This window comes from Mesorhizobium sp. M7A.F.Ca.MR.362.00.0.0 (genome assembly GCF_004023175.1).
Lineage (GTDB): Bacteria > Pseudomonadota > Alphaproteobacteria > Rhizobiales > Rhizobiaceae > Mesorhizobium.
The window spans coordinates 1-13,360 of record NZ_RZTF01000021.1 but is presented as its reverse complement, the minus strand read 5'-3'; the positions used below and the strand labels follow the sequence as shown (position 1 = coordinate 13,360).

9 protein-coding genes are annotated in these 13,360 nt (G+C 58.2%); 8 read left to right on the top strand and 1 reads right to left on the bottom strand.

Annotation, left to right across the window (positions count from 1 at the left end; translation table 11 throughout):
- Window positions 1-34: 34 nt before the first annotated feature.
- Window positions 35-997, bottom strand: coding sequence for a LysR family transcriptional regulator (locus EOC06_RS05245; protein ID WP_127266836.1), 963 nt, complete (start codon window positions 995-997; stop codon window positions 35-37).
- Window positions 998-1,083: 86 nt separating this feature from the next.
- Here EOC06_RS05245 and EOC06_RS05240 point away from each other — a divergent pair, with 86 nt between their 5' ends.
- The 8 genes from EOC06_RS05240 (at window position 1,084) to EOC06_RS05205 (ending at window position 12,974) form a co-directional block, all read left to right on the top strand.
- Window positions 1,084-1,857 carry an enoyl-CoA hydratase/isomerase family protein gene (locus tag EOC06_RS05240; RefSeq protein ID WP_127266837.1) on the top strand — a complete coding sequence of 258 codons (774 nt, stop codon included), beginning with the start codon at window positions 1,084-1,086 and terminating at the stop codon, window positions 1,855-1,857.
- 2 nt (window positions 1,858-1,859) lie between these two features.
- On the top strand, window positions 1,860-4,058 hold the full coding sequence (locus tag EOC06_RS05235) for an acetate--CoA ligase family protein (protein WP_127266838.1): 2,199 nt from the start codon (window positions 1,860-1,862) through the stop codon (window positions 4,056-4,058).
- A gap of 137 nt (window positions 4,059-4,195) precedes the next feature.
- Complete coding sequence (locus EOC06_RS05230) at window positions 4,196-5,056, top strand: hydroxymethylglutaryl-CoA lyase (protein WP_127266839.1); 861 nt, start codon at window positions 4,196-4,198, stop codon at window positions 5,054-5,056.
- Window positions 5,053-5,838: a crotonase/enoyl-CoA hydratase family protein gene (locus tag EOC06_RS05225; protein ID WP_206631155.1), complete on the top strand. Its 786-nt coding sequence runs from the start codon at window positions 5,053-5,055 to the stop codon at window positions 5,836-5,838. The genes EOC06_RS05230 and EOC06_RS05225 overlap by 4 nt, the downstream gene beginning before the upstream one ends.
- Before the next feature lie 776 nt (window positions 5,839-6,614).
- Window positions 6,615-7,784, top strand: coding sequence for a M20 aminoacylase family protein (locus EOC06_RS05220; RefSeq protein ID WP_127270769.1), 1,170 nt, complete (start codon window positions 6,615-6,617; stop codon window positions 7,782-7,784).
- Window positions 7,785-8,073: 289 nt separating this feature from the next.
- Complete coding sequence (locus EOC06_RS05215; protein ID WP_127273232.1) at window positions 8,074-8,823, top strand: electron transfer flavoprotein subunit beta/FixA family protein; 750 nt, start codon at window positions 8,074-8,076, stop codon at window positions 8,821-8,823.
- A 23-nt stretch (window positions 8,824-8,846) separates the two neighbouring features.
- Window positions 8,847-9,776 (top strand): electron transfer flavoprotein subunit alpha/FixB family protein, encoded by a 930-nt coding sequence (locus tag EOC06_RS05210; protein WP_128307254.1) that lies wholly within the window; start codon window positions 8,847-8,849, stop codon window positions 9,774-9,776.
- 708 nt (window positions 9,777-10,484) lie between these two features.
- Window positions 10,485-12,974, top strand: a complete 2,490-nt coding sequence (locus EOC06_RS05205; RefSeq protein ID WP_127270312.1) for an FAD-dependent oxidoreductase — start codon at window positions 10,485-10,487, stop codon at window positions 12,972-12,974.
- Window positions 12,975-13,360 lie beyond the last annotated feature (386 nt).

Below are 13,360 nucleotides of genomic sequence, written 5' to 3'. Positions count from 1 at the left end.
GGCGCGATAGAAGGTGCTCTTGCCCGCTCGGTTTCTATTTCTTTTTCGCCAGCTCAGCTTTCGGCTTGTTCACCCATCTTGCTCCGTTCGGGGTTCGGAACCCATGCATCGCTGCATGCCGCAGCATTTCGATGAGAAATCCAGCGGCTGGAGGAATCGGTGTCTGTGGATCATGGACAAGATAGATCTCGCGTTCGACCGCGGGACTTACCAGCTTTTTTTGGGTAATCTCACAAAACTGCATCATAGGCAGGACAAGGCTAGGCACGACGGATATTCCTAGATCGGCGGATACGAGGCCCGCAACCGTGCCGACGTCCCGAGCCTGTGTGATGGTCCCGAGCTGGATTTCGGCAATTTGCAAAGCGCGATCAACACAAGTGCGAACGCTGCTCAATGGATCGAACGCAACGAAGTCTTCGCCATTTAAGTCGTTCCAGGACACCGTCTCCAATCCCACAAATCTGTGCGATTTCGAGCATATGCACACCAGAGTATCCGCCGCGATCTGCTCACAGATCAGCTGTCCGCTTGCCTTTGGGAAGGATGTGATACCAAAATCAACTTGTCCGTCGCGCACGTAGCGAACAACCTCATCCGCGAAACCGTCCTTCACCGAGATTCTGACGTTGGGTCTGCCTTTCCGGAATTCGGAAATGAATGTCGGAAGCATGATAGACGCAACAGATGAAAGTGCAGCTAGGCTCACGACCCCGTTTAATCCGCTGTGATATAGCTGGAACCGTGACATCGCGCTGTCGAATTCCTCAAGAACACGCCGCGCATTCATCAACAGCTGTTCGCCGGATGCCGTAAGAACCACCCTTCTTGTGGTGCGCTCGAACAGGCGTGTGTCCAGTTCCTCCTCAACCTCCACGATCGTTCGGCTTAAAGCCGATTGCGCGATGTTCAGTGAGCGAGCCGCAGCCGTATACCCGCCACGCTCCGCGACCGCGACGAACGCCCGTAAATGCCTGAGAGTAACATTATTGCTCATTCGCGATTGATCTATACTCAAAACATGTTGGACGCGCAATAGATTTGAGGCGAATGTATCAGGATCAGCGTCTTGAGAGATTGTCCATGAACGAAGTCGTGACGAAGCAAGAAGACCAAGCGTTTCACATTATCTTCAACCGACCCGAACGGATGAATGCCGTCAATGAAGCCCTGTATCAACAGACGTTGGATGCGCTGAACCATGCAGATAAGGACCCCGAGATCCGATGCGTGATCCTGTCCGGAAACGGCCGCGCTTTCTGTGCCGGTGCTGATCTGAAGGTCCACAAATCCGGCGAACGGACGCGCGATGAGCGCGAGGCGTATATTATGCTCGGGCAGCGCGTGTGCGAACGAATTCAGACGATGAAGACGCCAGTCATTGCCGAGGTGCACGGCTATGCTTTAGGCGGCGGGGCGGAAATCGCGACCTCTGCTGACTTTCTTATCATATCCGAGGACGCCCAGCTCGGATTTCCAGAAATTGCCATTGGAACCTATGTGGGGGGAGGTGTGACGCTCCGCCTTCCCAGGCTCATCGGGTTGAGGAATGCCGCCAAACTCTTGCTGCTGGGCGACAGGATAACCGGCGCAGAATGCCTGGAGATTGGCCTGGCAACCGAGGCTCCGGCAGCGCATCAGTTGAAGGAGCGCACGGCGGCGTTAGTGGAGCGGATCGTCAAGAACGCACCATTGTCAATGGCTCGTCTTAAGGCGGCGATCAACTTACCACAAAGCCCCGACAAGCTTTTTCGGGCCGAGGCCGAAGACCTGCTGGCGATCATGGAAACCAGCGATTGGGCAGAAGGCGTCGCCGCCTTCGCGGAACGCCGCTCGCCCCGTTTCGAAGGAAGATAGAAATGACCGTGGGGCACCACAATGAAGCAACGGCCTTGAACGGCGTACTCGCCTATGGCGAGCCGGAATTGCCAGCTCCCACAGGCCGCCAAAATGAAGCGACAGCCTTGAGCCGAGTACTGGAGCCGCATTCTGTAGCGATCATCGGGGCCTCGGCAAACCCTGACAAGCGCGGCTATCAGATCATCAAGGCGCTGAAGAACGCCGGCTACGGCTATCCGATCCTGCCGGTCAATCCTAAAGGAGGGACAATCCTCGAGTTGCCAGTTTTCAGCGACGTCGATGCCCTTCCCGAATGTGTGGACATCGCGGTGATCGTTCGGCCGGCGGAGGAAGTGCCGGATATCCTCATCCAGTGCGGTAAAAAAGGGATCGCCGGCGCAGTGGTTCTGGCGCACGGGTTCCGTGAGCGAGGCGACAAGGGTTCTGCCGCGGAAACGAGATTGCTTGATGCCTTAAAGAAAAGCGGGGTCCGGATTATTGGACCGAATACATCGGGAATGCTGAACTGCACTGTGCAGGCTGACCTCATTGGCCTGCCGGAACTGCCTCCGAGTGGGCCAATCAGTGTTCTAACCCAAAGCGGCAACATGGTGCTTTCGGTCGTCGAAGACAGTCGCTCCATCAATGGCCCCGGCTTCGATGTCATCGCGGGACTCGGTAACCAGACCGATATCGAATATGGCGAATTGATCGAGGAGCTTTCCCGACGTGAAAGCACCCGCTCAATCGCCATCTACAACGAGGGCTTTCTTGACGGCCGCGGATTCCTTGACGCGGCGGCACGCGTGGGGCTGAGCTGCCCGATTGTGATGCTGCGCGGCGGGAGATCCATTGAGGGTCGGAAGGCGGCGCTTTCCCATACAGGTTCGATTGCCGGCGCCGACGAAATCGCCGTAAAGGTGTTGGCGCAAATGGGCGTAACCCTAGTCGATCGTTCGGATGAGTTGTTGCCGGTTGCTGCTCTTCTCGCAACCAGTCCACTTCCTAAACCAAAAACCGGGATTGCGGTTCTGACCGATGGTGGTGGACACGCAACACTCGCCGTTGATGCGTTGTCACGGGCGGGGGTGCCGCTAGCATCCCTCTCGGAAGACACCAAAACCAAGCTGAGAAGTGTCCTCGGCGACGAGGCCAGTGTCGAAAATCCGATTGATGTTGCAAGCGCCGCTGACGCCTATCCCGACGTTTTCCCCGAATGCATCGAAATTCTGGCGTCAGATCCCCAGGTAGGGCTCGTTCTGACAAACGGGTTGTTTGGAGCCTACCACATAAGGTTCGATGAATCTCTGTTGAAAGCAGAGAATTCGGCGGCCGAGCGGATCGTGGCTTTGCGGAAAGCCAGCGGCCTGCCTATGGTTTTTCATAGCTGCTACGGCAATCGCAAGCCGGAGAATCACGACATCTTACGAAACGGCGGCATCCAGATTTTCCCCTCTATCGATTGGGCCGTGACCGGGTCCAAGGCACTGTTTGAAAGGGCTAATTGGCTTTCTAAACAGAATAGCAATGCCGATAGGCTGGCACCGGACGCGCGCCGCGTTTTCGTTCCCAGCGGGCTATCGGCAGAGACGACAGCCCGCGAGATGTTGCAGAAACTGGGCGTGGACACTGGCGAATGGTCGGCGGCAAGCGATGCCGGGGCCGTAAGTTCGGTAGTCTCTAGTTTTGGCAAGCCCTGTGCGGTGAAGGTGGACTCGTCCGTCATCGTGCACAAGTCCGATGTCGGTGGTGTTCGCCTCGGCGTGACGCGAGAGGCGGCGAGCGCCGCCGCGGATGACATCACGAGGGCCATGGCGTCCCAGGCTCCCCCGGTGACGACCTTCGGTTTCATCGTCACGCCGATGGTGGATCACGGCTTGGAGTTGTTCGTGGGTGCCGTCAACGATTCAGTCTTCGGCCCGGTGGTCTTGTTCGGCTCAGGGGGTGTGCTGGTCGAAGCGGTTAAGGACGTGACCTTTCGCGCGGCGCCGCTTTCTCCGGCGGAAGCTTTGGACATGATCAACGAGACGGGTGTTGCGAAGATCCTCGATGGTTTCAGAAACTATCGGCCAGTCGACAAGCGGTCCCTTGCCGAATTTATCTCGTCCGTCTCCCTCGCGGTCATGAGGATGGAAAATCTCTCAGAACTCGACATCAACCCGATCATCGCGAACGAAAGCGGGATCTACCCCGTCGATGTGAGGTTGGTCGGAAAATAAGAGAAGCCTCATGTCTAGCCTAGCAAAAGCACAGATCGTGTCGGCCTTTTTGTCACCGACATTCACGACGGCGGCGCTGACACAGTCCGATTTTACGGCGATCTGATCTTCTTTCTCGAGGCGGAGGCCCGACCCGAATGGTTGAATTCGTTCGCATCGCCGAGATGGGGCCGCGCGACGGCCTACAGAATGAGAAGCGGCTCGTGCCGACCGCCGAGAAGATCCGGCTCGTCGACTTGCTGTCCGACTGCGGCTTCCAAATGATCGAAGCGACCTCCTTCGTGTCGCCGAGATGGGTGCCGCAGATGGCTGATGCGGCGGAGGTTATGGCCGGCATCCGTCGTGCGCCCGGCGCCGTCTATGCGGTGCTGGTGCCCAACATGAAGGGCTACGAGGCCGCGCGGGCGGCGAAGGCTGGCGAAGTCGCCGTGTTCGCGTCAGCCTCCGAAACTTTTAGCCGCAGGAACATTAACTGCTCGATTGCCGAAAGCCTCGAGCGTTTCCGCCCTGTGCTCGCCGCGGCTGCCGCCGACGGCATTCCGGTGCGAGGCTATGTCTCCTGCATCACCGACTGCTCTTACGAAGGACCGATACAGCCGGCTGCCGCTGTGAAGGTTGTGACCGAACTCCTTGATATGGGCTGCTATGAGATTTCGCTGGGCGACACCACGGGCCAAGGAACGCCCGCAACCATCGCGGCCATGCTCGATGCTGTGTTGGAAGCGGTGCCGGCCGGGAGACTTGCTGGACATTATCATGACACTGGGGGCCGCGCCCTCGATAACATTCTGGTAAGCTTGGAGAAGGGCCTACGCACCTTTGACGCTGCGGTTGGCGGACTTGGCGGCTGCCCCTTCGCCGTGGGAGCAAACGGCAATGTCGATACCCTCGCCGTCGCGGCAATGCTAGCGGGCCGGGGCTATGAGACCTGCCTCGACATGGAGCGATTGGAGGAGGTGGCCCGCTTCGCGGGCAGCCTTAGAGAGGAGCGGCCATGATCTTCGACACTATCTGCATCATGACCGACGAGATCGGCGTCGCTACGTTGACCCTCGTCCGCCCGGACAAGCACAACGCTATGTCGGGACAGATGATCGCCGAACTTGCGGGCGCCGCCGAACTGCTCGCCAATGACGACAATGTGCGAGCGGTGGTGCTGACGGGCGAAGGCGACAGCTTCTGTGCGGGCGCCGATCTCGCCTGGATGCGGGCGCAGGCCTCCGCCGCGCGTGACGAGCGAATCGCCGAGGCCATGAAGCTGGCGCTGGCTCTTCGCGCGCTCAACGAATTACCCAAACCCCTGATCGGCCGCATCAACGGCCAGGCATTCGGTGGCGGTCTCGGCCTGATGAGCGTCTGCGACGTTGCGGTGGCCGTCGACACCGCTAGGTTCGGTTTCACCGAGGTCCGGTTAGGACTCATCCCTGCTACGATTTCTCCTTATGTTCTGGCTCGGATGGGAGAAGGCCGGGCGCGGCGGGTCTTCATGTCAGGCAGGATAATCGACGCCAATGAAGCCCGCGACCTCGGACTGGTTTCCCGGGTCGTGCCGCCGATCGACTTGGAGGCGGCGGTCGAGGCTGAGGTCCGGCCCTATCTCTCGGCCTCGCCGCGGGCGGTCGCCGCCGCCAAGGCGCTTGTGCGCCGACTTGGGTCGGAAATCGACGACGCAGTGATCGGCGAGACGGTCGCTCTGCTGGCCGATGTATGGGAAACGACCGACGCCGCTGACGGAATCGCGGCCTTCTCCGATCGCCGCAGACCGCGTTGGCAGGCGTGAGGCCGGCCGGGAGCCGTTCGTTGGTCGTCGCTCCAAGTAGATTTGTGCCTAAATGAACTCCCTCAGGGAACGCATTCTGAGCGCTGAATGAGGATGGATCTCGTCGTACAACTCGACCATGGAACGCCCGCAGATCGATGTTGATCGCGAACTTCTTTATCCATGGCATCCCTGGGCTGACCGGCAGGTCTTTCTCCATGCGGTCGATCAAGAAGGGTGACCTGGCGGTGTTCCGCTGCACCCTTTCTGGCCCACCGGTGGCTGGAAATACCGGGGTGGTTATTCGATCGGAGGGTCACCGCGAACAGCCGCATGACGACTGCTCCGCTTGTCAACTTGCCGCGATAGGCGCCCGGCGATCCTCCTCCGGGGCTGCTGTCCCATCTCAATCGCCGGAGAATGGCGCAGCATTGGACTCCGACGGTTCGAGCCGGAAGACAGGCGGCAGTTCTCCCATGTGAAGCGTCCGGCCAGATGTGTTCAAGCTGCGCGTCACGTACCAAGTCCGCGCTTGCTGCCGCTGCTGTGCTGACCACGTGCCATTTTCCCGTCGCGACAGCAACGCATTCCAGTCGCTGACTCAAAGGCGAAAACGCGCATCTGACAGATGCCTTGCGCTCAGGTAAGACAGGTCGCGGTCGCGGTCCTACCCAGGCTTTTCACCACCCTGAGTTCATCTGAAAACCAGATGATCACAATACACAAACTGAATTTGACCTAGCCCTCCTGGAAGCTGAACATCGGCCAACAAAAAACGCAATTTGGGAAACGTTCAGATGCACAGCGTTGAGTCCTTCCGTGATTTGCAGCGCGAAGCAACGGAGTGGCGACGCTACCTCCATGAAAATCCAGAGCTCGACTATCGGGAACACAACACAGCGAAGTTCGTGATCGATAAACTGGCATCGTTCGGGATCAATCATATCGAAACGGGGATAGCTGAGACCGGCATCGTCGCACTTATTCAGGGGCAAGGGGGAGATGGACCGACGATCGGATTGAGAGCGGACATGGATGCCCTGCCAATCGTTGAGGCGTCAGGCAAATCCTGGTCCTCGAAAAACCCAGGCATAATGCATGCATGCGGCCACGACGGTCATACAGCTATGTTGCTGGGTGCTGCGAAACATCTTGCGAGTACGCGCAACTTCAGGGGATCCGTCGCCTTAATCTTTCAGCCGGCAGAAGAAGTAGAATTTCCGACGGGAGCTCAAAGGATGGTCCAGGAAGGCATTATGGACCGTTTCGACATATCCCAGGTTTTCGGCATGCATAACTTGCCAGGCATGGAAATTGGCAAATTCGCCATCTGCGATGGTCCTATCATGGGCTCGCAGGACGACTTCGACATTGTTGTGAAGGGCAGGGGCGGCCATGCGGCTTACCCACATAGAACTATCGATCCCGTCACCATAGCAGCACAGATTATCGTCGGCCTACAAATCTTAATCTCTCGCAAAACCGACCCCATGGAGTCTCTGGTGATTTCCGTCACCAAGCTGAAGGCCGCACAGGCTTACAACATCATTCCCGATCAAGTTGAAATTGCCGGAACGGTCAGAACTCTCGTGCCAGCCCTGCGAGACTTCGCCGAACAAGAGATTGCGGCAGCCGCACAGGGCATTGCGCGCGGCTTCGGCGCGGATATCGAATTCAAATACCGTCGCTCCGTTCCGGTCACTGTCAACTGCACGGAGGAAACTACTTTAGCGGCTAAGGCGGCACGCGACCTAGTCGGGCCTGCATCGGTGAATCATAAGATGAAGCCACGTATAGGTGCGGAGGACTTTGCCTATATGCTTGAGAAGCGGCCAGGTAGTTTTATCTTCCTTGGGAATGGACCTACCGCTCTTCTGCATCACCCCGCCTATGACTTCAATGACGAAGCCTTGCCTTATGGGATAGGCTATTGGGTAAATGTGGTCGAGACAGTGTTGCCTATGTGAGCTCGACTGTCCCCACCAGTTTGCGTGCGAACTCGTATTCAGAAGAAAAGTCATGAGTATAAAAATACCTCACGCTCCTACGCGCTGAGGACCGACCGCTTCTGAAAACTACTCCGTTTGCTACATCAGATAGTTTCGTTGGTTACGGTTGCCTGAGCCAGCGGACAGCCAGCGTGACGGCCGCAGATATCACTATCAACAACGAAGCGGCGGGGATCTTATGGATCGCCAATGCGCTAACTTCTGGAGCGTGTTGTAGGCGCTGCCAGAGCGGAATAGGAGAGACTGAATGAAAGTTCTCGTCCCGGTGAAGCGGGTTGTGGATGCGAACGTCAAGGTTCGCGTGAAGGCTGATGGTTCGGCGGTGGAGCTGGCCAACGTCAAGATGGCCATGAACCCGTTTGACGAAATCGCGGTGGAAGAAGCAATCCGGCTGAAGGAAGCCGGCAAGGCTGAAGAAATCATCGTCGTCTCGATCGGCCCGCAGCAGGCGCAGGAAACACTGCGCACCGCGCTCGCCATGGGCGCCGACCGCGCCATCCTGGTCAAGACCGACGAACAGACCGAGCCGCTCGGCGTCGCCAAGGTGCTGAAAGGCGTCGTCGACGCCGAGCAGCCCGGCCTCGTCATTCTCGGCAAGCAGGCGATCGACGACGACTCCAACCAGACCGGCCAGATGCTGGCGGCACTGCTTGGCTGGGCGCAAGGCACCTTCGCTTCCAAGATCGTGCTCGACGGCGACAAGGCCAAGGTGACGCGCGAGGTCGACGGCGGCCTGCAGACCGTGGAACTGAAGATGCCGGTGATCGTCACCGCCGACCTTCGCCTCAACCAGCCACGCTATGCCTCGTTGCCCAACATCATGAAGGCCAAGAAGAAGCAGCTCGACGAGAAGAGCCCGGCCGACTACGGCGCCGACGTCAAGCCGCGGCTGAAGGTCATCAAGACCGAGGAGCCGAGTGGCCGCAAGGCAGGCGTCAAGGTCAAGTCGGTGGCCGAACTGGTCGACAAGCTCAAGAACGAAGCCGGCGTGCTGTAAGCGATCGGGAAAGGAACAGAAAAATGGCAATTCTCCTCATCGCAGAACACGACAACGCAACGCTTTCCGACCAGACCGCCAAGGCGCTGTCGGCGGCGCTGCAGATCGGCTCGGACGTGCATGTGCTGGTTGCCGGCAAGGGTGCCAAGCCGGCAGCCGACGCTGCCGCCAAGCTCAAGGGCGTGAGCAAGGTGCTGCTGGCCGAGGCCGACGAACTTGCCGAGCGCCTGGCCGAGCCGACGGCAGCACTGGTCGTATCGTTGGCAGGCGCTTACGACACCATCATCGCGCCGGCGACCTCGTCGGGCAAGAATGTCGCGCCGCGAGTCGCAGCGCTGCTCGATGTCGCGCAGGTGTCCGAGATCATCGAAGTCGTAGCTCCCGACACCTTCAAGCGGCCGATCTATGCCGGCAACGCCATCCAGACGGTGCAGTCGAGCGACGCCAAGAAGGTGATCACGGTGCGCACGGCCTCGTTCCAGGCAGCCCCCGAGGGCGGCTCGGCGGCGGTCGAGACCGTCAAGGCCGCGGCCAATCCCGGCCTGTCCACCTTCGTCGAGAACAAGCTTTCCGAGACCGACCGTCCGGAGCTGACCTCGGCCAAGATCATCATCTCGGGTGGTCGTGCGCTGGGTTCGGCGGAGAAGTTCCAGGAGGTCATCCTGCCGGTCGCCGACAAGCTCGGTGCCGCCGTCGGCGCCTCCCGCGCCGCGGTCGATGCCGGCTATGCGCCGAACGACTGGCAGGTCGGCCAGACCGGCAAGGTGGTTGCTCCCGATCTTTACATCGCGGTCGGCATCTCCGGCGCCATCCAACATCTCGCCGGCATGAAGGATTCGAAGGTCATCGTCGCCATCAACAAGGACGAGGAGGCGCCGATTTTCCAGGTTGCCGACTACGGCCTCGTCGGCGATCTCTTCGTCATTCTGCCGGAGCTGCAAAACCGCCTATGACGGGCATCATCTCGATTAACATTCTCAAACTTTGCCGGTGACCATTGCCTCCGGATGTTTGTCGCCATGACTAAGTGGCTGTTTGCAGGCAATGGCCCCGCAGCGCCATTTAGAAACCGACCGGCGATTTGCCTCGTTTTCCCAGCCTTGCGGCACATCCTGGAAGTGGACTGAGCAGATCAAGACCGCAGACGCCGTTCCGGATGGCCTGAGTACGTTCCCAGTTCAACGTAGGTGAAGCAGAACGGCCGGGGTGAGAAGATTGTGGCGCTCGCCCGCAGAGCTGCCCGTCGCGCCTTTTTCTTTTCCACGCCACAGGTGTGGCTAGGACAAGGCTCGGCGATGTCCTGACACTCCATTTCCACCTACACCGGACCGAGAATCTCGAAACCAGATGGCGTTAATATATAGACTGAATTTGACGTAGGCACCTCTCGGTGAATGAATTACCCACTGAAAGCAATGGCAAAAATAGCAATGCTCGACGCTGAAACTTTCAGGCCGAAGGGGAGCTGTCCGAGTGAGCCCGCTATCTTCATAAACGTCGCGTGCTTGGTTTCTGGCTCGTCGATGCGCCCGCCAACGCGCGCGCCAACATAGAAAACACCGGGGCCGCCGCCAGCTCGCTTTGAGCTCCGCCTTGCCGCGTGGCCGACCACTGACCTGCAAGATGTTGAGAAAAGCCTTTAACTAGGAGCTTAAATTTCCATGAAGAATGCATCAACCCTAAACGAAGTTGCCGACTCATCTGGAGCGAAATCACTGCCGGCTAAAGCCCGAGCGGTCATAATCGGGGGCGGTATTTCCGGGTGCTCGGTTGCATATCACCTCACAAAGCTCGGATGGACCGACGTAATTCTGCTCGAGCGTAAGCAACTGACCTGCGGAACAACTTGGCACGCTGCCGGATTGCTGAGCGAATTGCGCGGCTCTGCCGATATGACAAATATGGCAAAGTACACGATGGAACTTTACTCCAGCTTGGAAGCAGAGACGGGGGTTTCAACTGGATTGCGCCGTGTCGGCTCGTTGGCTCTCGCGCTTACCGATGAGCGGAAGCACGAGCTATTGCGGCAGTTCTCGGTCGCGAACGCCTTCGGGGTAGAGGTGCGAAAAATCTCCTCCAGCGAACTTGAGGAAATGTACCCTCATGTCAATGTGTCGGACGTCTCTGCTGCGCTTCATTTCCCTAATGATGGGCAATGTGATCCAGGAAATGTCGCGATGGCGCTTGCCAGGGGCGCACGGCAACGCGGTGCTGCCATCTATGAAGGAGTGAAGGTAACCGGCGTTCGGTCGAAAAACGGCCGGGTGTCAAGCGTGACGTGGGAGAAGAATGGCGAGCGTGGAGAGATTGAAACAGAGCACGTGGTAAACTGTGCAGGAATGTGGGCTCGGGAATTTGGCTCTAGAAGCGACGTGGCGATTCCCTTGCATGCTTGTGAACATTTCTATTTGATCACGGAGGCAATAGAAGGGCTTACACGACTGCCGATCATTCGGGTTCCGGACGAACATACGTACTACAAAGAAGATGCAGGGAAGATCCTCTTTGGGGCGGTAGAACCGAAGGCTAAGCCATGGGGTATGGACGGCATTCCCGAAAGCTTTTGCTTTGACCAGTTGCCAGAGGATTTTGCGCATTTCGAACCCATTATGGAGAAGGCCCTAAAGCGCATGCCGATGTTGGGCAAGGTTGGTATTCGCACCTTCTTCAATGGACCTGAGAGCTTCACGCCTGACGATCGCTTCCACCTAGGAGAAGCTCCTAACCTGAGGGGCTATTGGGTAGCATGTGGCTACAACACGGGAGGGATAGCCGGCTCAGGACCAGCGGGCTTTATTCTGTCGCAGTGGATGAATGACGGCGAACCGCCTCTCGACGTTTCAGGAGTTGACATCCGTCGGATGCAGCCGTTTCAGAAGAATCGTTCCTACCTGAAGGAGCGGGTTACGGAGATCGTGGGGCTTACCTATGCCGACCACTTTCCCGCCCGTCAAATGACAACATCGCGCGGAATTCGACGGTCACCAATTCATGAACACCTTAGAGCGCGCCGAGCCGTGTTCGGCGAAGCCGCAGGCTGGGAACGACCCAACTGGTTTGCCCGAGAGGGCCAGGAGCGCGAATATCGGTACTCTTGGGGCCGCCAGAACTGGTTCGAAAACCAGCGCGAAGAGCATGTGGCGGTGCGTGAACGGGTCGGTATTTTCGATTTGAGTCCATTCGGGAAAATCCGAGTGGAGGGACGAGACGCATGCAGGTTTCTCCAACGGCTCTGCTCCAACGACGTCGAGGTGCCGGTCGGCCGGATCGTCTATACACAAATGCTAAACGAGCGGGGCGGGATAGAGAGCGATCTCACGGTGAGTCGTCTCGGCGAGACTGCTTTCCTGCTCGTGGTGTCGGCCTTCGATCTGCAACGCGATCTGTGCTGGTTGAGGCGGCATGTAGGCGACGAGTTCGTCGTTATCACCGATATATCCGCCTCGGAAAGCGTTCTCGCGGTCATGGGGCCGAATTCGCGCGAACTGCTCGGCAGAGTTAGCCCGAATGATTTCTCCAATGGCAACAATCCCTTCAGCACCTTCCAGGAAATTGAAATCGGAATGGGTTTGGCGCGAGCGCATAGAGTGACCTATGTCGGCGAACTGGGCTGGGAGATTTACGTCCCGACTGATCAAGCCGCGCATGTCTTCGAAGTAATTGAGGCGGCGGGCGCAGATGTTGGCCTCAAGCTGTGTGGACTGCATGCCATTGGCTCATGCCGCATCGAGAAGGCATATCGGCATCTTGGCGATGATATTGGCAGCGCGGATCATGTGCTCGAAGCGGGGTTGGGCTTCGCCGTCAAGACGGCAAAGCCAGGATTTATTGGGAGAGATGCGGTGCTGAGAAAACGTGAAGCGGGGCTCGACCGTCGGCTGGTTCAGTTCCGGCTGAAAAACCCCAGTCCACTACTTCACCACAACGAGGTCATCTTCCGTGACGGTCGGATTGCGGGAACCATCACCTCCGGAAGCTACGGTCATACGCTTGGAGGAGCCATCGGCCTTGGCTATGTACCTTGCAAAAGTGAGAGCGAGGCAGCTCTCCTTTCCTCTTCTTACGAGATTGAGATAGCTGGCGAGCGCTTTGCCGCCGAAGTCTCGCTTAAACCAATGTATGACCCGAAGAGCGAGCGGGTGCGGGCTTGACTTTGGATCCAAGCGGACCAGGTCAGCCCAAGCAATCGGAGTTCGCACGCGGCGTCGGACATAGTCTTCGTTGACGTGCTCCCCGATCTGTCCGTTAGCTCTGTTCACTTTGTAGCCTGTGCGAATCTGGTGCAATTCACTTAGGGCGAGTCTGTCGAAGCGGGACGCATGCGAGGGTTGATCGCAAGACCGTGGTGCACGAGAAGCTCAAGAACGGCGCTCGACTCGTAAGTGCAACGCCCTGGCGATCGGCTCGAGGTCTCGGCGTTGCGCGAGAGGCTTGGAAAAGCTTCTAACCCTCAGGTCGAGGAGGACCACCGGACTCGGGACAGTCGCCGTGAACTATCCGCAAGCCATTGATCTGGCCTGTTGATTGAGGCGGATAG